The sequence below is a fragment of the Micromonospora sp. NPDC049497 genome (assembly GCF_044465805.1).
GTDB lineage: Bacteria > Actinomycetota > Actinomycetes > Mycobacteriales > Micromonosporaceae > Micromonospora.
On record NZ_JBITMC010000008.1, the window covers coordinates 223604 to 243318 of the forward strand.

20 protein-coding genes are annotated in these 19715 nt (G+C 73.5%); 12 read left to right on the top strand and 8 right to left on the bottom strand.

The window, feature by feature from the left end; genetic code table 11:
* Positions 1 to 45: 45 nt before the first annotated feature.
* Positions 46 to 1215: a low temperature requirement protein A gene (locus ACIBR0_RS14695; RefSeq protein WP_396715740.1), complete on the bottom strand. Its 1170-nt coding sequence runs from the start codon at positions 1213 to 1215 to the stop codon at positions 46 to 48.
* A gap of 86 nt (positions 1216 to 1301) precedes the next feature.
* The gene (locus ACIBR0_RS14700; protein WP_396715742.1) at positions 1302 to 2198 is read right to left on the bottom strand and encodes a glycosyltransferase family 2 protein; all 897 of its coding nucleotides are present in this window, start codon (positions 2196 to 2198) and stop codon (positions 1302 to 1304) included.
* 119 nt (positions 2199 to 2317) lie between these two features.
* Here ACIBR0_RS14700 and ACIBR0_RS14705 point away from each other — a divergent pair, with 119 nt between their 5' ends.
* From ACIBR0_RS14705 to ACIBR0_RS14715, 3 genes are all read left to right on the top strand, one after another.
* Positions 2318 to 3418, top strand: coding sequence for a CapA family protein (locus ACIBR0_RS14705; RefSeq protein ID WP_396715744.1), 1101 nt, complete (start codon positions 2318 to 2320; stop codon positions 3416 to 3418).
* Positions 3419 to 3484: 66 nt separating this feature from the next.
* On the top strand, positions 3485 to 4165 hold the full coding sequence (locus ACIBR0_RS14710; protein WP_396715746.1) for a GntR family transcriptional regulator: 681 nt from the start codon (positions 3485 to 3487) through the stop codon (positions 4163 to 4165).
* Positions 4162 to 5472, top strand: a complete 1311-nt coding sequence (locus ACIBR0_RS14715; protein ID WP_396715748.1) for a nitrate/nitrite transporter — start codon at positions 4162 to 4164, stop codon at positions 5470 to 5472. Before ACIBR0_RS14710 ends, ACIBR0_RS14715 begins: the two co-directional genes overlap by 4 nt.
* A 13-nt stretch (positions 5473 to 5485) precedes the next feature.
* Here the strand turns inward: ACIBR0_RS14715 and ACIBR0_RS14720 are convergent, their stop codons facing one another.
* On the bottom strand, positions 5486 to 5914 hold the full coding sequence (locus ACIBR0_RS14720) for a hypothetical protein (protein WP_396715750.1): 429 nt from the start codon (positions 5912 to 5914) through the stop codon (positions 5486 to 5488).
* 170 nt (positions 5915 to 6084) lie between these two features.
* Here ACIBR0_RS14720 and ACIBR0_RS14725 point away from each other — a divergent pair, with 170 nt between their 5' ends.
* The 6 genes from ACIBR0_RS14725 (at position 6085) to ACIBR0_RS14750 (ending at position 11416) form a co-directional block, all read left to right on the top strand.
* Complete coding sequence (locus ACIBR0_RS14725) at positions 6085 to 7170, top strand: S-(hydroxymethyl)mycothiol dehydrogenase (RefSeq protein WP_396715790.1); 1086 nt, start codon at positions 6085 to 6087, stop codon at positions 7168 to 7170.
* Complete coding sequence (locus ACIBR0_RS14730) at positions 7170 to 7799, top strand: MBL fold metallo-hydrolase (RefSeq protein WP_396715752.1); 630 nt, start codon at positions 7170 to 7172, stop codon at positions 7797 to 7799. Before ACIBR0_RS14725 ends, ACIBR0_RS14730 begins: the two co-directional genes overlap by 1 nt.
* A 54-nt stretch (positions 7800 to 7853) precedes the next feature.
* Positions 7854 to 8330: a VOC family protein gene (locus tag ACIBR0_RS14735; protein WP_396715754.1), complete on the top strand. Its 477-nt coding sequence runs from the start codon at positions 7854 to 7856 to the stop codon at positions 8328 to 8330.
* A gap of 50 nt (positions 8331 to 8380) precedes the next feature.
* On the top strand, positions 8381 to 9520 hold the full coding sequence (locus ACIBR0_RS14740; RefSeq protein WP_396715755.1) for a DUF3626 domain-containing protein: 1140 nt from the start codon (positions 8381 to 8383) through the stop codon (positions 9518 to 9520).
* Between the two features lie 255 nt (positions 9521 to 9775).
* Positions 9776 to 10477: a hypothetical protein gene (locus ACIBR0_RS14745; protein WP_396715757.1), complete on the top strand. Its 702-nt coding sequence runs from the start codon at positions 9776 to 9778 to the stop codon at positions 10475 to 10477.
* 357 nt (positions 10478 to 10834) lie between these two features.
* On the top strand, positions 10835 to 11416 hold the full coding sequence (locus tag ACIBR0_RS14750) for a hypothetical protein (protein ID WP_396715759.1): 582 nt from the start codon (positions 10835 to 10837) through the stop codon (positions 11414 to 11416).
* A 66-nt stretch (positions 11417 to 11482) separates the two neighbouring features.
* Here the strand turns inward: ACIBR0_RS14750 and ACIBR0_RS14755 are convergent, their stop codons facing one another.
* Together ACIBR0_RS14755 and ACIBR0_RS14760 are read right to left on the bottom strand one after the other, a co-directional pair.
* The gene (locus ACIBR0_RS14755) at positions 11483 to 12919 is read right to left on the bottom strand and encodes an MFS transporter (protein WP_396715760.1); all 1437 of its coding nucleotides are present in this window, start codon (positions 12917 to 12919) and stop codon (positions 11483 to 11485) included.
* A gap of 35 nt (positions 12920 to 12954) precedes the next feature.
* Positions 12955 to 13191 carry a hypothetical protein gene (locus tag ACIBR0_RS14760; RefSeq protein WP_357041718.1) on the bottom strand — a complete coding sequence of 79 codons (237 nt, stop codon included), beginning with the start codon at positions 13189 to 13191 and terminating at the stop codon, positions 12955 to 12957.
* A gap of 202 nt (positions 13192 to 13393) precedes the next feature.
* On the opposite strand from ACIBR0_RS14760, the gene ACIBR0_RS14765 reads away from it, so the two are divergent.
* Both ACIBR0_RS14765 and ACIBR0_RS14770 read left to right on the top strand, forming a co-directional pair.
* Entirely contained in the window at positions 13394 to 14533 is a 1140-nt protein-coding gene (locus ACIBR0_RS14765; protein WP_396715762.1) for a geranylgeranyl reductase family protein, read from the top strand.
* Positions 14534 to 14711: 178 nt separating this feature from the next.
* Positions 14712 to 14894, top strand: coding sequence for a hypothetical protein (locus ACIBR0_RS14770; protein ID WP_396715764.1), 183 nt, complete (start codon positions 14712 to 14714; stop codon positions 14892 to 14894).
* Between the two features lie 61 nt (positions 14895 to 14955).
* On the opposite strand, the gene ACIBR0_RS14775 is transcribed toward ACIBR0_RS14770, so the two are convergent.
* Positions 14956 to 16749 carry a bifunctional metallophosphatase/5'-nucleotidase gene (locus ACIBR0_RS14775; RefSeq protein WP_396715766.1) on the bottom strand — a complete coding sequence of 598 codons (1794 nt, stop codon included), beginning with the start codon at positions 16747 to 16749 and terminating at the stop codon, positions 14956 to 14958.
* A 127-nt stretch (positions 16750 to 16876) separates the two neighbouring features.
* On the opposite strand from ACIBR0_RS14775, the gene ACIBR0_RS14780 reads away from it, so the two are divergent.
* Positions 16877 to 17779: an SDR family oxidoreductase gene (locus ACIBR0_RS14780; RefSeq protein WP_396715768.1), complete on the top strand. Its 903-nt coding sequence runs from the start codon at positions 16877 to 16879 to the stop codon at positions 17777 to 17779.
* Positions 17780 to 17813: 34 nt separating this feature from the next.
* On the opposite strand, the gene ACIBR0_RS14785 is transcribed toward ACIBR0_RS14780, so the two are convergent.
* Positions 17814 to 18473: a nucleotidyl transferase AbiEii/AbiGii toxin family protein gene (locus tag ACIBR0_RS14785; protein ID WP_396715770.1), complete on the bottom strand. Its 660-nt coding sequence runs from the start codon at positions 18471 to 18473 to the stop codon at positions 17814 to 17816.
* Positions 18470 to 18856 (bottom strand): hypothetical protein, encoded by a 387-nt coding sequence (locus ACIBR0_RS14790; protein ID WP_396715772.1) that lies wholly within the window; start codon positions 18854 to 18856, stop codon positions 18470 to 18472. Before ACIBR0_RS14790 ends, ACIBR0_RS14785 begins: the two co-directional genes overlap by 4 nt.
* Positions 18857 to 19715 lie beyond the last annotated feature (859 nt).

Here is a 19715-nt window from a genome sequence, read left to right on the forward strand (position 1 = left end):
CTCCCGGCGCTCCGGATCGTACCGGCAGCCACCGCATGTCGCCGGTCACGCTCCGGTCGCGGCCACCGATCGCAGTTCCCGCCGGCGTGCCACCACGGTGACCGTGACCAGCCCGAACAACAGCGCCGCGACGAGCGTCACCGGCTCCGGCCCGAACGGGGTGAGCAGCACCAGCACGGCGGTCGCGGGGAACGCCGTCGTCTCCCGGCCCTGCCGTTGCCGGCGGACGTGCAGCACCCAGATGGTGAGCAGGTACACGGCGACCGGGATCGCCGTGGCGTAGCCGACGGTCACCGGGCCGACCGCCGCGAGGTCGCGCTGCCGGTCGACGGCGACGGCCAGGCCGGCGCCCACCGCCGCGACGGCCGCGAACACCACGTAGTGCCCGTAGCCCCAGGCCAGCGCGGCGGGCAGCCGCTTCGGCACCTCGATCCGCCGGTCGAAGTAGAGCCACCAGAGCGAGAAGACGATCACCGTGCCGGCCGCGGCGAGGGGCCACACGCCCTCGTCGCCGGCGTCCACGCCGGTCTGCACCGCCACCGAGGTCTCCAGCACCACCTCGCCGAGCACGATGAGGGTGAACAGGCCGTACCGATCGGCGATGTGGCCGGGATGCCACGGCGTGACCCCGGACCGCTCGGCGACCGCCGGTACCAGCATCTCGGCCAGGACCAGCACCAGGAAGGCCGGCGCCTCCCAACCCTCGGGCAGCAGCAGCCGCAGCAGCCAGCCGGCCTGCACCACGGTGACCCCGATCGCGAAGCGCCGCGTGGTGGCGCGGTGCTCCGGGTCGCCGACCGAGGCCCGTGACCAGTGCACGACGGCGGCGAGCCGCATCACGACGTACCCGTAGGTGATGGTGGCGAGGTCGCCGGTGAACGCCGACGGCACGCCGGCGGCCAGGATCAGCGCCCCGGTGATCTGCACCAGAGTGGTGAGGCGGTAGATGTCGTCGTCGGTGTCGTACGCCGACGCGAACCAGGTGAAGTTCATCCAGGCCCACCAGATGGCGAAGAACACCATCAGGTAGCGGGCCACCGCCTGCCCCACGTGGTCCGCGGACACCTCGTGGTGCAGGTTCGCCGTGGCCTGGGCCACCGCCACCACGAAGCACAGGTCGAAGAAGAGTTCCAGCGGGGTGACCGGACGGTGCTCCTCGTCGCGGCGCCGGCCCACCATGGGCCGGTACCACGGCCGCAGCCCGGTCGTCGCCACCGCAGACTCCTCGCGCCCGATGGCCGGGGTGCCGGACGCGGCCGACCGACCGCCCTCACGATAGGCGGGTCGGTGGTCGTCGCGGGTCAGTTCGCCGAAGGTACCGCCGACCCGGGGGACCGGGGCGCGGGGAGCGCCACGGCGGTGTCGCCCCGCTCCAGCACGCGCAGGCCCGCCTCGACCGGCGCGGGCAGCGGACGCCGGTTCCGCAGCACCCACCCCACCTCTCGGCCGGCGTCGAGCAGTCCCCGGCGCCCGGCCGGGTCCCGCAGCGCACCGGCGGCGGTGCGCAGCACCACTGCGGCGGGGCGGCGCAGGGCCGCGGTGAGCAGCCGGTTGCGCGCCTCGACCCGGTGCCGGGCGCCCGCGTCCCGCCCGGACGGCAGCGGCAGGTGGTGGGCGACGACCTCGTCGACGTACGACAGGTGCCAACCGGCGGCGGCCAGGTCCATCGCCAGCAGCGCCTCCTCGCCGTACGTGCGCAGCTTCTCGGTGAAGCCACCGACCTGCCGGAACGCGGCGCGGCGCAGCACCACCGCGCAGGCGAGGAAGCCCAGCACCGACGGGCCCGGCGCGTCCGTCGGGGTGCCCAGGGGTGCCCGGGCCATCTCCGCGGACACGGGGTCGAGCCGCCCCTGCCGGCCGACCAGCACGCGCCCGGTCAACAGGCCCGTACGCGGGTACGCCCGCAGCAGCCGCACCGCCTCCTCCAACGCGCCGGGCGCCCAGTACGAGTCGTCGTCGGCGAACGCCACGAACGGGGTCGCGGCCAGTTCGACGCCGACGTTGCGGGCCGCCCCCGCGCCGGCGTTCCAGCCCAGCCGCACCACCCGGACGTGCGGGAAGGCCCGCCGCACCGCCTCCGGGGAGCCGTCGTCGGAGCCGTTGTCGACAACGACCACGTCGGCGGTGTGCCGGCCGAGGGTCTCGAGCAGCTGTTGGCGCCGGTTCCGGGTGGCCACCACGACGGTCACGTCAGTCATGGCGGCCCTGCTACCCGCTCCCGCCCCACTCACGCCTGAAAGGAAGGGCCCCTTCTTAACGCCTGGTGTAGAGGAGGGGTCCCCGGTTAACGCGCGGTGGGCGGGGAACGCGGACCGTGATGGCCGACCTGACCCTGCTCCTCGGCGGTGACGTGATGACCGGCCGGGGAGTGGACGCGGTCCTGCCCCGGCCGGGCCCGACCGACCTGCGCGAGGAGGCGGTCCGCGACGCCCGGGAGTACGTCCGACTGGTGGAGGCGGCCAGCGGCCCGGTGCCGCGTCCGGTCCCGCCGGCCTGGCCGTGGGGCGACGCGCTGGCGCTGCTCGATGCCGTCGCCCCCGACGTGCGGATCGTCAACCTGGAGACGGCGGTGACCGGGCGGGGCACGCACGAGCCTTCCAAGGTGATCCACTACCGGATGCACCCGGCGAACCTGCCCTGTCTCGGCGCGGCCCGGCTGGACGTCTGCGCGCTGGCCAACAACCACAGCCTCGACTTCGGGCGGGTCGGCCTGGCCGACACCCTCGACGCCCTGGCCGGCGCGGGCATCGCCACCGCCGGCGCGGGCCGGGACTCCGACGCCGCGTGGCGGCCCGCCGAGGTGCCGCTGGCCCCGGGGCGCCGCCTGCTGGTCTGGTCGGTGGCCGCTCCGTCCAGCGGTGTGCCGCCGCAGTGGGCGGCCACCCCGGCGGTAGCGGGGGTCGCGTACCTGCCGGAGGTGTCGGCCGCGTCGGCGGACCTGGTGCGCGACCGCATCGCCGCCGAGGTACGGCCCGGTGACCTCGTCGTGGTCTCGGTGCACTGGGGCTCCAACTGGGGGTACGAGGTGCCGGACGGACACGTGGCGTTCGCCCGGCGTCTTGTCGACGGCGGGGTGGACGTGGTGCACGGGCACTCGTCGCACCACCCGCGTCCGGTCGAGGTGTACCGGGAGCGGCTGATCCTCTACGGCTGCGGGGACGTGGTCGACGACTACGAGGGGATCGGCGGCTTCGAGGCGTACCGGCCGGAGCTCCGCCTGCTCTGGCTGCCCACTCTGGACCCGGCGACCGGCCGCCTGCGCACCCTGCGGGCCGCTCCGCTGCGGATCCGCCGCCTGCGCCTGGAGCGGGCGGCGCCGGACGGGTCGGGCTGGCTCGCGGGGCTGCTCGACGGCTTCGGCCCGCCCTTCGCCACCGGCTTCCACCCGACCCCGGACGGCCTGTTGCGCTGGCGGTGAGTGGGCGGCGCCACTGCCCGGGGACGCGGCCCAGGCCCGGAGCAGGGCCGGACGCATCATAGATACATGACGCATCCCTCGGCGCCCGAGCGGCCGTCCCCGGCCTCCCGCCCGACCGCGCCCTCCGCGGCCGAACGCGCGTACCGGCACCTCAAGCGGGCCATCCTCGAACAGGTGCACCCCGGCGGGTCGCTGGTCAGCGAGGGGGAGATCGCCGAGGCGACCGGAGTGTCCCGCACCCCGGTGCGGGAGGCGCTGCTGCGGCTGGAGGCGGAGGGACTGGTCAAGCTGTACCCCAAGCGCGGCGCCCTGATCCGGCCCGTCTCCGCGCGCGAGATCACCGACGTGATCGAGGCGCGTCGGCTGGTCGAGCTGCACGCCGCGGAGCGGGTCTGGCCGCACCGCGCCGCCCTGCGGGTCGAGCTGGCCGCCCGGCTGGCCGAGATGCGCGCCGCGCACGCCGCCGGGGACCTCACCGCCCTGATGGCCGCCGACCGCGCCTTCCACGCCACCGTCGTGGAGACGGCCGGCAACGAGATCCTCGCCGAGCTGTACCACCGGTTGCGCGACCGGCAGTTGCGGATGGGGGAGGCGACCTTCCGGCTCTCGCCGGGGTGGGCCGAGGTCGCGCTCACCGAGCACGCCGCGCAGCTCGCCGCCCTCGACGCCGACGACCCGCAGCCGTGGCTCACCGCCGTCGCCGCGCACATCGACAACGCCGGCACCGTGCTGCGGACGCTGGGTTGAGAGACACCGCCGCGCCGGTCGTGCCGCGTCGCTCCGCCGCGCTCGTCTGGGGCGTGGCCCTCGGCGCGTACGTGGCCGCGGTCTTCCACCGCAGCTCGCTCGGCGTCACCGGGGTCGACGCCGCCGACCGCTTCGACGTCAACGCCGCCGCGCTGGCCACCTTCTCGGTCGCGCAACTCGCCGTGTACGCGGCGATGCAGGTGCCGGTCGGCGTCCTGCTGGACCGGTTCGGCTCCCGCCGGATGCTGATCGCCGGCGGTGCGCTGATGGTCGCCGGTCAGCTCTGCTTCGCCGTCGCCACCGACGTGCCCCTGGCCGTGGCCGCCCGGGTGCTGGTCGGGCTGGGCGACGCGATGACCTTCATCAGCGTCCTGCGGATCGTGGCGTTCTGGTTCCCGGGCCGGCGTAACCCGCTGCTGACCCAGCTGACCGGCACGCTCGGCCAGCTCGGGGCGATCCTCGGCGCCGTACCGCTGGTGGCGCTGCTGCACGCGGTGGGCTGGACCGCCGCGTTCACGGTGGCCGCCGCGGTGGGCGCGACCGTGCTGCTCATGGTGGTCGCGGCCGTCCGGGACACCCCGTACCGGGAGACCGCGACCGGCCCGAGCCCCACCCTCGCCTCGGTGCGCCGGGAGCTCGCCGTCGCCTGGGCCACGCCCGGCACCCGGCTGGGCCTCTGGACGCACTTCGTCACCCAGTTCTCCGGCGCGGTGTTCGCCCTGCTCTGGGGCTACCCGTTCCTCGTGCAGGGGCAGGGGCTGAGCCCCACCGCCGCGGCGTCCCTGCTCACCGTGATGACCCTCGCCACCCTGCTGTCCGGGCCGGTGATCGCGCACCTGTGCGCCCGGCACCCGTACCGCCGCTCGGTCCTGGTCTTCGCCATCACCGCCGCCACGGCGGCGGTGTGGGCGGCCGTGCTGGCCTGGCCCGGTCGGTCCCCCGGCTGGCTGCTGGTCACGCTGGTGCTGGTCCTCGCGGTCAACGGCCCCGGCTCGGTCATCGGCTTCGACTACGCCCGCACCTTCAACCCGGTCACCCGGATCGGCAGCGCCACCGGCATCGTCAACGTGGGTGGCTTCGTCGCCTCGATCGTGCTGATCCTCGCCGTCGGCGTCGTGCTCGACCTGACCACGCCGGCCGGGCGCGGCACGCCGGACCTGGCGGCGTTCCGGTGGGCCTTCGCGGTGCAGTACGCGCTCTGGGCCCTCGGTGCGGTCCAGGTGCTGCGCTGGCGCAACGCCGCCCGCCGCCGCCACGCCGCCGAGCAGGCGCTCCCCGCGCCGGTGTCCCTACCGGCGACGCCGTAGCCCTCGGCGCCGGTCAGAGGACGAGTGCACTCCGGCGGCGATGGGTGATGCCGTCCAGGAGCAGCGTCAGGCCGGCCCCCAGCAGCCAGACGTCCTTGGCCAGGCCGATGCCCTGCTGCGTGGGCCGGAGGCTGCCCGGCTCCCGCATCCCCGGTGTCTTGAGGTAGAGCTGCACCAGGCCGGCACCGAACCCGGCCAGCCCCAGCCCGGCGACCGCCGCCGGGACGAACGGCACGATGAGCGCGACACCCAGGGCGATCTCGCTGCGGGAGAGCAGCTTGGCGAACCGGTCCGCGTCGAGCGCGCGGAGCTGCGGCACCGCCCCCACGGCCATCCCGTGCAGACCCTGTGCGGCCTCGCCCTCAAGGGTCCGTTTGCTCAGGCCCGAGTTGAGGAAGAACGCGCCGATGCTGACCCGCAGCGGCAGATGCGTGAGCTTCATGACGTCTCCCGTCCGACAGCCGAACTGTGCGCGCCGCCTACCCCGCACCGAGCGGGATAACCCTGTCCGGGCGCCACTGGGCCGACCGCACCGATCGGCGGTAGGTTCGCCCGGAAGGCGAGATCGACGCTGCCGACGTGCAGAGGCGTCGGCGGGAGCAGGAGGAGATCGTGAGCCAACAGGTCCGGGGAGTCATCTCCCGCAGCAAGGGCGCGCCGGTCGAGGTCACCACGATCGTGGTGCCCGACCCCGGTCCCGGCGAGGCCGTCGTCCGCGTTCTGTCCTGCGGGGTCTGCCACACCGACCTGCACTACCGCGAGGGCGGCATCAACGACGACTACCCGTTCCTGCTCGGCCACGAGGCGGCCGGCGTCGTGGAGCAGGTCGGCGCCGGTGTGGACTCCGTCGCGCCCGGCGACTTCGTGGTGCTGAACTGGCGGGCCGTCTGCGGCGTGTGCCGGGCCTGCCGGCGGGGCCGCCCCTGGTACTGCTTCAACACGCACAACGCGGCGCAGAAGATGACCCTCACCGACGGCACCGAGCTGAGCCCGGCCCTGGGCATCGGCGCCTTCGCGGAGAAGACCCTGGTCCACGCGGGCCAGTGCACGAAGGTCGACCCGTCCGCGCGCCCCGCGGCCGTCGGCCTGCTCGGCTGTGGCGTGATGGCCGGTCTGGGCGCGGCGATGAACACCGGCGGCGTCACCCGGGGCGACTCGGTCGCCGTGATCGGCTGCGGCGGCGTGGGCGACGCGGCGGTGGCCGGTGCGGCCCTCGCCGGGGCGACGACGATCATCGCGGTGGACACGGACGCCCGTAAGCTCGACTGGGCCCGGAAATTCGGCGCCACCCACACGGTGAACGCCTCCGCGGAGGACCCGGTCGAGGCGATCCGCGCGGCCACCGGCGGCTTCGGCGCCGACGTGGTCATCGACGCGGTCGGCCGCCCGGAGACCTGGAAGCAGGCCTTCTACGCCCGCGACCTGGCCGGCACCGTCGTGCTGGTGGGCGTACCCACGCCGGACATGACCGTCGACCTGCCGCTGCTGGACGTCTTCGGCCGCGGCGGGGCCCTGAAGTCCAGTTGGTACGGCGACTGCCTGCCCAGCCGCGACTTCCCGATGCTCACCGAGCTGTACCGGCAGGGCCGCCTCGACCTGGACGCCTTCGTCACCGAGGAGATCGCGCTGGACCAGGTGGAGGAGGCGTTCGCCCGCATGCACCACGGCGACGTGCTCCGCTCGGTGGTGGTCTTCTGATGGCCGCCCGGGTCGACCACGCGGTCACCTCCGGCACGTTCTCCCTCGACGGGCAGACCTTCGACGTCGACAACAACGTGTGGGTCGTCGGCGACGACACCGAGTGCGTGGTCATCGACGCCCCGCACGACGTCGACGCGATCCTCGCCGCCGTGGGCGGCCGGCGGGTCCGGGCGATCCTCGCCACCCACGCGCACGACGACCACGTACGGGTCGCCCCGACGCTGGCCCGGGCGACCGGCGCGCCGGTGCTGCTGCACCCCGCCGACCGGGTGCTGTGGGACCTGGTGCACCCGGACGAGGAGCCGGGCGGCGAGCTGCGTGACCGGCAGGCCGTCGCGGTGGCCGGCACCACGCTGACCGTGCTGCACACCCCCGGCCACAGCCCCGGGGCGTGCAGCTTCCACGCCCCGGACCTCGGCGTGGTGTTCACCGGGGACACGCTGTTCGGCGGCGGTCCGGGTGCCACCGGCCGGTCGTACAGCGACTTCGGCACCATCGTCAGCTCGATCCGCGAGCGTCTCCTGACGCTGCCGCCGCGGACCGTGGTGCACACCGGGCACGGCGACAGCACGACGATCGGCGCCGAGGCACCGCACCTCGACGAGTGGATCATCCGGGGCCACTGACCGTCCGTCGGCCCCCGGCCGGAACGCGCCGGGGGAGCGCTACGATCCGACGCCATGACCGCCGACGACGCCGCCCCCGCTCCCGCCGTACGCCAGTTGCGTCTCGTGGTGGAGGCCGAGGACTACGACGCGGCGGTGGCGTTCTTCCGCGACGCGCTCGGCTTGCCCGAGCAGGCCGCGTACTCCGGGGAGGGCGACGCGCGGGTGGTCATCCTCGAGGCCGGGCAGGCCACACTGGAGATCGCGAACCCGGCGCAGAAGCGGATGATCGACGAGGTCGAGGTCGGTCGGCAGGTGGCGCCCCGGATCCGGGTGGCGTTCGAGGTCGACGACACCCGTACGGCCACCCGCCGGCTGGTCGACGCCGGCGCCGCCGAGATCGCCCCGCCGACCGTCACACCGTGGCAGTCGCTCAACTCGCGTCTGGACGCACCCGCCGGCCTCCAGATCACCCTCTTCGAGGAACTGCGCGACCCGGACGAGCGGGCCACCCTGGACGGGTTCGGGACCGAGGGCGGCCGGACGGCCTGAGCGCCGAAAAAAGGATGCGCTACGCGGGTCGTCGCGCCAGGGTGGTGCGCGTGCATCCTGCCGTCGACGCCGTGCTGACCGCCGCCCAACGGGCCGCTCTGGACCACGTTCGCGCCACCGCCCTGCGGGACCGGCCGGCCGCCCTGGCCGCGATCGCGCGGGCGCTCGCCGGCTCGGGTGTCCCGCACCGCCCCGAGGAACTGATCGTGGCGATCGGCCGGCACGGCCGCCTCACCGTGAACTTCCACCCCGACCGGCTGCGCGCCGACGGTCTGAGGGTCGCCGACGCGCTGCTCGCCGAGGGCGTGTACCGCAGCCAGTTCGTCACCGGCATCTCCAGCGGTGGGCTCACCGCGTACCCGGGTGGGGATCGGGACCGCTGGGAGGAGACCCTGTTCGGCGGCGCGTACCAGTCGCCCGGCGTCCTGTCCGCCGACCGGCCGGTGTACGGCGGCCTGAACCTGCTCGACCACCCCGACGGCGCCTGCCCCCGGTTCGGGTCCTGCCACCTGCTGCTGCGCCCCGAGGTGCTGGCGCGCACCACGTTCTGCTTCGGCGACAGCCACCTGGGGCCCCGGGACCTCGGCACGGTCGACGTGTTCGAGGCGGTGCTCGCCGCTCTGCTCACCACGACGGCCGGCACCGGCACGGCCCTCGGCGTACCGACCGACCTGGTCGGCCTGGTCCGTGCGGTGCTGCGGCGTCGTGAGGACGCCGCCGAGGCCGCGGCGCGCGCGGCGGCCGACCGACCCGACGAGGTACGCCCCGCCGGTCGCGCCCTGGACGACTACGTCGAGGCGCAGATACACGGTGAGGTGAACCTCGCCCGGGACGTCGAGGCGCTGGTGGTGGACCCGTCCTTCGAGGGCACCGACGTCGGCGCGGTCCTGGAGCGGATCGCCCGTCACCACGGTGTCCCGCTGCGCCGGCACGCCGGCTTCGAACTGCCGGTGGACGGGATCGACCCGGAGTTCCGGGGACCGGACATTCCGCCCTTCGCCGCCCGGGTGCACGCCGAGTTCGCCCGACCCGGCGACCCGGTGGACGCGGCGCTGGTCGGCCGCGCGGCCGCCTCGCTGGTCACCCATCCGGAGCGGTGGGCCGACCGGGGCCCCGTCGAGGTCACCCTGCAGCACCTCAAGCAGCTCTGGCACGTCCTCGTCCGGTACGGAACTCCGCGCTCCCGCTGACCCCGTCGGCCCGCACTCGCGTCGAACGTCCCCGACGTCCGTTATCGATCAAACTGCCTCCGGCTAGGTGCGACCGTCCCCAGATCCGGCGTGACCTGGACCGCAGCCCACGCGCCTGCCCCGGATCACGGAATGTTCGCCGGGTGCAAGCTGGTTGTGTCCCCCGTACCGCCGGAACCCAAACCCCCTCCGGCGCCGCAGTTCCCCCGAGGAGTGCTCATTCCGGAGCGCTTCGCCTGACCGAAAGGGCACATCGTGAAGGACGACTTCACTCGATGGCTCACGGCCATCGCGAAGGACTCGAACCGCAAGCTCACGTTCAGCGTGGCCGGCGTGGCCGCCCTCGGCGCACTGGCCCTCGGGCCGACCGCCGTGGCCGCCCCGGTGGTCAGCGGACCCCACGAGGGTGCCGTGGCCGCCATCGACAAGGCCACCGGCCGCGACGGAGACGAGGCGGTGACCGGCGAGTCGGGCCTCACCACCGGCGTCACCACCGGCAAGCCGGACACGGGCAAGCCCACCCGGGACGAACTGATCCCGCACGGGGTCGAGGGCGCCCAGTCCCGGATCCCGCTGGACGACGCGCAGCGCGAGAACGCCAAGGCCATCATCGAGGTGGCCAAGGAGACCGGCGTCGGCGAGCGGGGTGCGGTGATCGGCATCGCCACATCGCTACAGGAGTCGAAGCTCTACAACCTGGGCCACCTCGGCGCCTACAACGACCACGACTCGCAGGGCCTGTTCCAGCAGCGCCCGTCGTCGGGTTGGGGTACGCCCGAGCAGATCACCGACCCGGAGTACTCGGCGACGGCGTTCTTCACCGCGCTCAAGAACGTCGGCGGTTGGAAGAACCTGCCGCTGACGGCAGCCGCGCAGACGGTGCAGGTCTCGGCCTTCCCGTACGCGTACGCGCAGTGGGAGGAGCAGGCGGCGGACATCGTCTCCCAGCTCTGGTGACACCAGCACGATCCGACCGGCCGGTCCCCGCAACGGGGGCCGGCCGGTCGCGTCTGGGGTGCCTGTCCGTGGTGTCCGGTTCGGGTGTGACCGGGGCCATCCTGGCGGCGGAATCATGGCCGACCGGGGGTCGTTACACATGGCGGACGATCGAGCAGGACGCGCAACCCGCGGATCCCCGGCCCCCGGAATGACGGCGGGCAGCCGGTCGTTACATCCCCTGGCACCGCGGACGAGCAGACCCCCTGCTCGGTGAGCGTGCCGATCTGATTCCTCCGAGCGCCGGACGGTGCTTGCGCCCTGCTGTGGCTTCCCCCCATTGGCCGGTAGGGCGCCAACCCCCGAGGAGCTTCTCTGATGAACACGATCATGCGTAAGAGCGTTCTGGGTATCGCTGGTCTGGCCTTCGCCGGTGGCATGGTCGCCGGTCCGGTCACCACCATGGCCGCCGGCCCGGTCGGGTCGACGAGCGTCGCGGCGCAGGCCGACAAGCCGGACACCGGCAAGCTGATCCCGCACGGTGTGCAGGGCAAGCAGTCCCGCATCGACCTGACCGACGAGCAGGTCGCCAACGTGAAGGCGATCATCGCGGCGACGAAGAAGGCCGACATGGACGAGCGTGCCGCGGTGGTGTCGATCGCGACCGCGTTGCAGGAGTCGAAGCTGGAGAACCTGGGTCACCTGGGTGAGCGCAACGACCACGACTCGCAGGGCCTGTTCCAGCAGCGTCCGAGCTCGGGTTGGGGCACCGTCGAGCAGATCACCGACCCGGAGTACTCGACGATGGCGTTCCTGAAGGGTCTGAAGCAGGTCGACGGCTGGCAGGACATGCCGCTGACCGAGGCCGCCCAGACCGTGCAGGTGTCGGCCTACCCGTTCCACTACGCCCAGTGGGAGCAGCAGGCCGCCGACCTCGTCGCCGAGCACTGGAACAGCTGACCCCGTAACGACCCGCTGGCCGGCACCCGAACACGGGTGCCGGCCAGCGCCGTCTCCACCCCGGCGTCACCGGCGACCGTGGTGCAGCACGTCGACCAGAGCGGCCACGAGCGCGAGGGCGATGATGCCGGCCGCCAGCAGCAGCGAGTGCCGGAAGGCGGCCGACCAGTCGCCGGCGCCGGCCGCCAGCGAGGAGAAGAAGACCGAACCGACGGCGGCGATGCCCGCGGCGGAGCCGATGCGCTGACCGGTCTGGAGCATCCCCGCTCCGCTGCCGGCCTGCGGGACCGGTACGTCGGCGAGCGTGAGGGTCTGGTTGGGCGCGATGACCAGTCCGCTGCCCAGGCCGGCGACCAGCAGCGGCGCGGCCGTCCACCAGCCCACCGGCGCGTCGTCGGGCACCACGGCCAGCACCAGCACCACGGCGACGAGTCCGACCACCACGGTGAGCAGGCCGACCGCGACGAGTGGCCGCCCGTACCGGTTGACGATCCGACCGCCGAGCGCCGACGTCGCGGCCGACCCCAGCGCGAACGGGGTGATCGCCAGGCCGGCGGCGAGAGCGCTGTAGCCGAGCCCGTTCTGCAGGTAGAGCGTGTAGATGAAGAAGATGGCCGTGAACCCGCCGAAGTAGACCAGCGCGATGACGGCCCCCAGCAGGTACGACCGCAGCCCGAACAGCCGCAGGTCGAACAGCGGCTCCTGGCGTCGGCCGTACCACCGCTCCCAGAGGCCGAACGCCACCAGCGTGCCCAGCCCGGCCGGGACGAGCAGCCACTTCGCCGGGTTCCGCCAGTGCTCCTGGACCAGCGGCAGCAGGACCAGCACCACCCCGAGGCCGAGCAGTACGACGCCCACCGGGTCCAGCCGCCGGTGGTCGGGTCGCCCGGCGGGGCGGGTGGGCAGCAGCCGCCAGCCGAGCACCACGGCGAGGACGCCGACCGGCACGTTGACGAAGAAGACCCACCGCCAGCCGTGCTCCGCGCCGCCGAGCGCGATGAGCAGGCCGCCGAGCAGCGGCCCGACGGCGGTGGAGATGCCGATCGTGGCGCCGAGCAGCCCGAAGGGGCGGGCCCGCTCCGGTCCCCGGAACAGCTCCTGGATCAGGCCGGTGACCTGCGGGTTCACGATGCCGGCGGCGGCGCCCTGGAGCAGCCGGGCGGCGACCAGCCACTGCGGGGAGGGTGCCAGTCCGGCGAGCGCGCTGGTGACCGTGAACAGGGCGATGCCGACGACGAACGCGGTACGCCGACCCCGGGCGTCGCCGTAGCGGCCGGCGGGCACCAGCACCAGGCCGAACGTGAGGGCGTACCCGGAGAGCACCCACTGCAGGTCGCTGGGGGAGGCGTCCAGGGCGCGTTCCATCGACGGCACCGCGACGTTGACGATGCTCACGTCGAGCAGGGTCATGAACGCGGCGACCAGGCCGACGCCGAGGGCCGTCCACCGTCTCCGGTCCGGCGCAGCGGTGGGGTCGGCCCCCGGGGGACGGCGATCATGCATGGCTGACCGCTACCCCGACGGCGGGGGCCGAACCGTCACGCCATCTGGCGGGCGCAGAACCGGGGTCCGAAGTCCAGGCCGGCCATCGGCGAGTCCTCCCGGTGCAGCAGGTTCTTCTCGGTGAGCTGGTGCAGGGGTTCGCGGAGCTGGTCCTCGGTCAGCCCCGTCTCCTGGGCGATGAGGTCCGGGTACGGCACCTGACCGCGCGCCTCCAGCGTCGCGACCGCGTCGTACACCTGGGCCTCGACGTCCGACAGTTGCACCTGCTGCATGGTTTCCTCCTCGGGTCTCCGCCGCCGGCGCGGGCCACCCGCACCGAGGCCGAGGGCGCCCCGCGCGGAGGGCGCGGGCGACCTGTCGGACGTCGGTTACCCGCCGGCCGACCGAAGATGCCCACCCGATTGGGCGGTCGTGGCGGTGGGGCCGGATCGTGTCCGGCGAGCCGGTGCCGCCGGTCTGCCCTAGGCTGCACCGGTGGTCGTCTGGGATCTCGCCGTGGTGGGCGCCGGCCCCGCAGGGCTCTCCGCCGCGTACGTCGCCGCCCGCGCCGGAGTGCGCACGGTGGTCCTCGAACGGGCCGCCCACCCGCGCTACAAGACGTGCGGCGGGGGCCTGATCGGCACGTCGCTCGCCGCGGTGCGGGACCGGATCGAGGTGCCCGCGCACGACCGGGTCGACCGGGTGACGTTCACCCGGGACGGGCGACGCGGGTTCACCCGCCACCATCCGGGTGGGCCGCTGGTGACGATGGTGCGCCGGGAGGAGTTCGACGACCGGCTCCGCGCCGCCGCGGTCGCCGCCGGGGCCGAGGTCCGCGAGCGCGTCGCGGTGCGCGCGGTGGAGCAGGAGCCCGAGGGCGTACGCCTGCGGCTGGCCGACGGGTCGGCGGTGTCCGCGCGCGCGGTGGTCGGCGCGGACGGCTCGTCGGGTGTGACGGCCCGGCACGTGGGGGTCCGGCACCGGCAGGTGGACCTCGGGCTGGAACTGGAACTGCCGGTTCCGCCGGCCGAGCGGGACCGCTGGCGACGCCGGGTGCTGCTGGACTGGGGGCCGCTGCCCGGGTCGTACGCCTGGGTGTTCCCCAAGGACGACCTGCTGACGGTCGGGGTCATCGCGGCGCGGGGCGCGGGGGAGCGGACCCGCGCCTACCTCCGGGCGTTCGTCGACCGGTTGGGCCTGGCCGGGATCGAGCCGGCGCACGACTCGGGGCACCTGACCCGCTGCCGTACGGCGGACTCGCCGCTGCGGCGGGACCGGGTGCTGGTGGCCGGGGACGCCGCCGGCCTGCTGGAGCCGTGGAGCCGGGAGGGCATCAGCTACGCCCTGCGCTCCGGCGCCCTCGCCGGCCGGGCGGTCGTCGACGGCGACCTGGCCGGCTACGAGCGGGCGGTGGCCACCGATCTGCTGCCGTCGATGCGCGCCGGGCACCGGCTGCTGGACGTGTTCGCCCGCCGGCCGGGGGTGTTCCACGCGGTGCTCGCCACCCCGCCGGGCTGGCACATGTTCGTGCGCTTCTGCCAGGGAACGGCGAGCTTCGACGAGACGCTGACCCGCGCCCCGGTCCGGGCCGCCCTCGCCCTGCTGGACCGGGTGCAAGGAAGGGCCCCCTCTTAACGCCTCCGGTAGAGGAAGGGCCCCCGCTTAACAACCACGCCCGACTATCGATTCAGGATCCTAGGATGCTCTAGGGGTGGTGGCGCAGCGGACCGGCCGCGCACGGAACAGGCAACCCGGGCACTGGCTCCGAGGGCCCGGCGAGCCGACAATGGAGTGGCCGAGAAGGGGGAGCGCCATGGCCGAGGTCGGACAGCCGTTCACCGACGACGAGTACGCCTTCCTCCGGCACGTCCGCTTCGGGGTGCTGCCACCGGCGGCCCGACCGGAGGAGCGGGTCGAGTTGACCGAGACCGACCCCCGCCGGGACCGGCCGGAGCCCGACGACGACCCCGTGCGGTGGGACCTGCGGCACGGCTGAACCCGAGAACGGCGACGGGCCGCGGGCGTCCACGCCCACGGCCCGTCGAAAGGGTTCCGGGTCAGAAGACCGGCGTGCCCTCGCGCACCAGCTTCCAGTTCGGCTGGAAGAAGTCGGCCGGGTCGATGACGCCCCGGGCCTGCGCCCAGTCGATGAGCAGCTGACGGATCTCCTGCCCCTCGTTGTAGACCTGGGTGGTCACGATGCCCGGGAAGTTGCCGCCGCCGCTGCGCCGGTAGTTGTTCACCGCCACCACGAACCGCGCGTCGTCCGCGACCGGGGTGGCGGTGCCGGGCGGGACCAGTCGGGTGATCCGCTGGCCGACCGGGCGGGAGATGTCGATGTCGTACTCCAGGCCGGAGATGACGTCGTAGTTGTAGTCCGGCACGTTCGGGTCGTTGATCGTCGCGAGGTCGACCGGCGCGCCGGGGGCGAGGGTCTGGAAGTACTTCGCCGAGTACTCCAGGTACGCGCGTACCTGGGCGCCGGTGAGGACGACCGCCTCCAGGGTGTTGTCGAAGACGTACAGCCCGGCGACGTCACGGACCCGGACGTCCCCGGCGGGGAAGACGGCGGTCCGGCTGAACGGCGCCGCGATGGACAGCACCGGCAGGCTGCCGTGGTCGGTGCCGGCGAGCGCCGTGCGGACCACCTCGGCCTGTACGTGGTTGATGAAGTCGAGGATCGGGGTGTCCCGGTACCGGGACTCCGCCGCCGACAGCTCCACGGTGGACCGGGCGACGACCTGGTTGACGTACGCGACGGTCTTCGCGTGCTGGGCGCGCACGGCCGCGAGGACCGCCGGGTCCTCGACCACGGTGTTGGTGTTGAGGGTGGTGGCCTTCTTGTCGACGACCGTCCACCGGCCGCGGACCTTGCGCACGGTGAAGTCCATCCGGGTGAGGCGCTGACCCCACTTGGAGGGCTCGGAGAGCAGCACCTGCGCGCCGGTGGCGGTGTTGGTGACGAAACGCTGCGGCACCTCGCGGTGGGCGTGCCCGAACAGGATCGCGTCGATGCCCGGCACCTGTTCGGCGATCAGCGCCGACGGGTTCTCGTTCGGCAGCTCCGGGCCGTAGCTGGAGGTGCCGCTGTCGCCGCCGTGCGCGGAGATCAGGACGAGGTCGGCGCCGCGCTCGCGCATGATCGGCACCCAGGTGCGGGCGGTCTCGACCATGTCGGCGAAGACCAGCTTGCCCTCGACGTTGCCCTTGTCCCAGATGGCCGTGCCGGGGTTGGTCAGGCCGAGGATGCCGACGCGGATCGTCGGGGAGTCCGGGCCGCCGAGGGAGACCTTCTTGATGACGTACGGCAGGAAGGCCGGCTTGCCGGTGGCCGCGTTGAGGGCGTTCGCGGCCAGGGCCGGGAAGCCGAGCTGGTTGATCCAGGTCGCCAGCAGCGGGAGCCCGTAGTTGAACTCGTGGTTGCCGAGGGTCACCGCGTCGTACCGCAGGACGTTCATGGCGTTGGCCATCGGGTGCGTCTCACCCGTGACGGTGATCGGCTCCTGCTTGGCGTAGTAGGTGGCCAGGGGAGTGCCCTGGATGGTGTCGCCGGCGTCCAGCACCAGCGTCGCCCGGCCGGCGCGCTCGGCGCGGATCTGGTTGACCAGGGTGGCCAGCTTGGCGACGCCGACGTCGTTGTGGGCGCTGTCGTCGTACTCGGCGTCGCGGTAGTAGTCCCAGTTGTGCACGTTGCCGTGGGTGTCGGACGTGCCCAGGACGGTCAGGTCCCAGGTCTGCGGCCCCGCCGCCTGGGCGGCACCGGCGGGGAGGCCGGCGACGAGGGGGGCGCCGGCGGCTGCCGCGGCGGCGGCCAGGACCTGGCGGCGGGACGGGCCGGAGGAGGGGGTCATGCCATGCCTTTCCATGGGGGTACGGCGTCTCGTGGACACCGGGCGCACCATAAACCGGTCGCCGTTTCCGCCCGGCGACCGGGGGTAGGGCGGTGAGGGACGACAGGTGCGGGAGAAGGAGACGCCGGTGAGCGAGGACCAGTACACGCCGCAGGACCCGACCAGCCAGTACGGCCAGCAGGAGGGCCAACCGAAGCAGAAGCAGTCGCCGCCCGGGTCGACGGCCGAGATGACCCCGAAGCCGGACCACGGCGAGGACTCGTACCGGGGCAGCGGCAAGCTGGAGGGCCGGCGGGCGCTCATCACCGGCGGTGACTCCGGCATCGGCCGCGCCATCGCCATCGCGTACGCCCGGGAGGGCGCCGACGTGCTCATCTCCTACCTAGGGGAGGAGGAGGACTCCGACGCCCGGGAGACCGTGCGCCTGGTCGAGGAGGCCGGCCGCCGGGGCGTCGCGGTCCGCGGCGACATCACCGACGAACGGCACTGCCAGGAACTGGTCGACCGGGCCGTCCGCGACCTGGGCGGCATCGACATCCTGGTCAACAACGCCGCCTACCAGATGGCGCAGGACAAGGGGATCCTCGGCATCTCCACCGAGCAGTTCGACCGGGTCCTCAAGACCAACCTGTACGCCATGTTCTGGCTCTGCCGGGCCGCCGTGCCGCACCTCGCGGAGGGCTCGGCCATCATCAACACCACGTCCATCCAGGCGTTCGACCCGTCACCCCAGCTGCTGGACTACGCCACCACCAAGGCCGGCATCGCCAACTTCACCAAGGCGCTCGCGCAGGATCTGGCGGAGAAGGGCATCCGGGTCAACGCCGTCGCGCCCGGCCCGGTCTGGACCCCGTTGATCCCGGCGACGATGCCGCAGGAGAAGGTGGAGAAGTTCGGCCAGGACACGCCGGAGGGTCGGCCGGGTCAGCCGGCCGAGCTGGCGCCCGCGTACGTCTTCTTCGCCTCCCAGGAGTCCAGCTACGTCACCGGTGAGGTCCTCGGCGTGACCGGCGGTCGCCCCACCAAGTGACCGGCGGCGGGCCGCGCGGCGCTCGTGGTGGGCGTCAGCGCGGCCAGTCGGCGAGGCGCGCGCGGACCTCGGCTACCGCGGCGGCGTCCAGGCCGTAGCGGGCGAAACGGCGATCGGGCAGCCGGTCCAGGTACCGGCCGGCGGCCCGGACGTCGTCCGGGTCCAGCGCCGGGTCGAGCTGGCGGGCGAGGTCCAGCAACTCGGGTACGTCGTAGTGGTCCCGGGCTGCCGCGACGTCGACGTAGTCGCGGACCTCCCGCCGGTTGACCAGGGCGGCGGTCTTGTTCGCCACCAGGTCCCGGACGTCCATCACCGGTCCCAGGCCCATCACCACCGGGCTGCGCCGCCGGTCCAGCCGTGCGAGGCTGAGCCGGATCCGGCGGCCGTCCCGGCTCACCACGAAGTCCCTGAGGTCCCGGTCGAGGCCGTCGAACAGCTCGGCCACCCCGCTGTCCGGATCGGCGTCGCGCACCGTGTAGCCGGCCGCCTCGAGGACGGCCCGTACCTCGTCGGCCGCCGCCGCGGCGGCGCCCTCGACGTCGGCGAACAGGTCGACGTCCTCGGTCGGTCGGGTCACCATGCCGTGCGCCGCCCACGCCACCCCGCCACCGAGCACGAAGCGGTGCCGTCCGGCGGCGGACAGGGCGACGCGGGCGACCTCGCGGTAGAACTCGTGGGGGTGGGGCGTGCTCACGCCGTACGCAGACCGCGGTGGCGACTCTCCCACGCCTGGCGTACGCCCCGGGGCAGGTTCAGCAGGGGCCACACCCGGCGCAGCGTACGACCGTTGACGAGCCGCCGGAGGTCGTCGGTCCGGGTGGTTTCCCGCAGGACGTTCTCGTACATCCACAGAAGGTCGTCCGGGTCCGCGAGGTCGAAGCTGCGCTCGCTGGCCCACATGAGCCGTACCGGGAGCTCCACCACGCCACGGGTCGGCCCCGCCAGCTCGGTGAGGGTCCGCGTCACCACCGCCGGCCGGCCGGGACGCGCCAGGTGGGTGTGTCCCGCGACGCGCGCCCGAACGTCCCCCGCGGCCGGTGTGGGCGTCGGGGGCGCGGTGGGGAAGAGCGCCTGCATGCTGTCAGAGTAACGCCGGTCGCCGCCGATACCGCCAGAGCCGGGCCTCAACGGTGTTTCGCCGTGAGTCCACGGCGCCGACTCGGTGTGACAGGTATGGGCGGTATGTCTGGGTCGGCGGGGCCTGCCTCCTGGCCTCAGCCGTCCGCCCGTCGTCGGGGCAGTGCCTACCCCGGGCCGGTTGCTGGACCTGGCTGCGGTGTTAAGAGGGGCCCCGCCACCCTCGGGGAGGTCCGCGGGAGGCGACAGACGACCGGCACGTGATGTCAGGGAGACATGTATGTCTGGGTGACATCACGATGCACAGCCGCCGGGTCGGTTCGCGCGTTCGATGTGTCCAAGATGTGGCCGATTCAATCCGTAATTCGGGACGGGAAGCAACATCCACTCGAGGTCTATGATGTCGGGGCATCCGAGGCATCCGGACACCCCGATATCAATGATGTCGAGTGGATCTCCGTCCGGCACCCCCGCCGCCACGTCCGGCTTCGGCCCGGATGTCCGGTTTGGGGTGTGACCGGGGGCATCCCGGCGGCGGAATCGTGGCCGGCCGGGGGTCGTTACATTGGTGGACGATCGAGCAGGACGCACAGCCCTCGGGCGTGGGCCGCCCGGCCCCGGAATGATGGTGGCCGGCCGGTCGTTGAATCCCCTCGACGAACACAGGACCGCCGACATGCGGGTCCCCGGCCCCCCGGAATGACGGCGGGTAGCCGGTCGTTACATCCCCCTGGCACCGCGGACGAGCAACCCCCTGCTCCGGTGAGCGTGTGCCGATCCCCCGACATCTTCTGAGCGCCGGATGGTGCCTCGCACCCGTGTGCCGATCCCCCTCGGCCCAGGGTGCTGACCCCCGAAG

Coding starts and splice junctions, on each gene's coding strand:
- ACIBR0_RS14700 (WP_396715742.1), bottom strand. CDS start 2,198: ATGACTGACGTGACCGTCGTGGTGGCCACCCGGAACCGGCGCCAACAG.
- ACIBR0_RS14705 (WP_396715744.1), top strand. CDS start 2,318: ATGGCCGACCTGACCCTGCTCCTCGGCGGTGACGTGATGACCGGCCGG.
- ACIBR0_RS14710 (WP_396715746.1), top strand. CDS start 3,485: ATGACGCATCCCTCGGCGCCCGAGCGGCCGTCCCCGGCCTCCCGCCCG.
- ACIBR0_RS14720 (WP_396715750.1), bottom strand. CDS start 5,914: ATGAAGCTCACGCATCTGCCGCTGCGGGTCAGCATCGGCGCGTTCTTC.
- ACIBR0_RS14730 (WP_396715752.1), top strand. CDS start 7,170: ATGGCCGCCCGGGTCGACCACGCGGTCACCTCCGGCACGTTCTCCCTC.
- ACIBR0_RS14735 (WP_396715754.1), top strand. CDS start 7,854: ATGACCGCCGACGACGCCGCCCCCGCTCCCGCCGTACGCCAGTTGCGT.
- ACIBR0_RS14750 (WP_396715759.1), top strand. CDS start 10,835: ATGAACACGATCATGCGTAAGAGCGTTCTGGGTATCGCTGGTCTGGCC.
- ACIBR0_RS14755 (WP_396715760.1), bottom strand. CDS start 12,919: ATGCATGATCGCCGTCCCCCGGGGGCCGACCCCACCGCTGCGCCGGAC.
- ACIBR0_RS14760 (WP_357041718.1), bottom strand. CDS start 13,191: ATGCAGCAGGTGCAACTGTCGGACGTCGAGGCCCAGGTGTACGACGCG.
- ACIBR0_RS14770 (WP_396715764.1), top strand. CDS start 14,712: ATGGCCGAGGTCGGACAGCCGTTCACCGACGACGAGTACGCCTTCCTC.
- ACIBR0_RS14775 (WP_396715766.1), bottom strand. CDS start 16,749: ATGACCCCCTCCTCCGGCCCGTCCCGCCGCCAGGTCCTGGCCGCCGCC.
- ACIBR0_RS14790 (WP_396715772.1), bottom strand. CDS start 18,856: ATGCAGGCGCTCTTCCCCACCGCGCCCCCGACGCCCACACCGGCCGCG.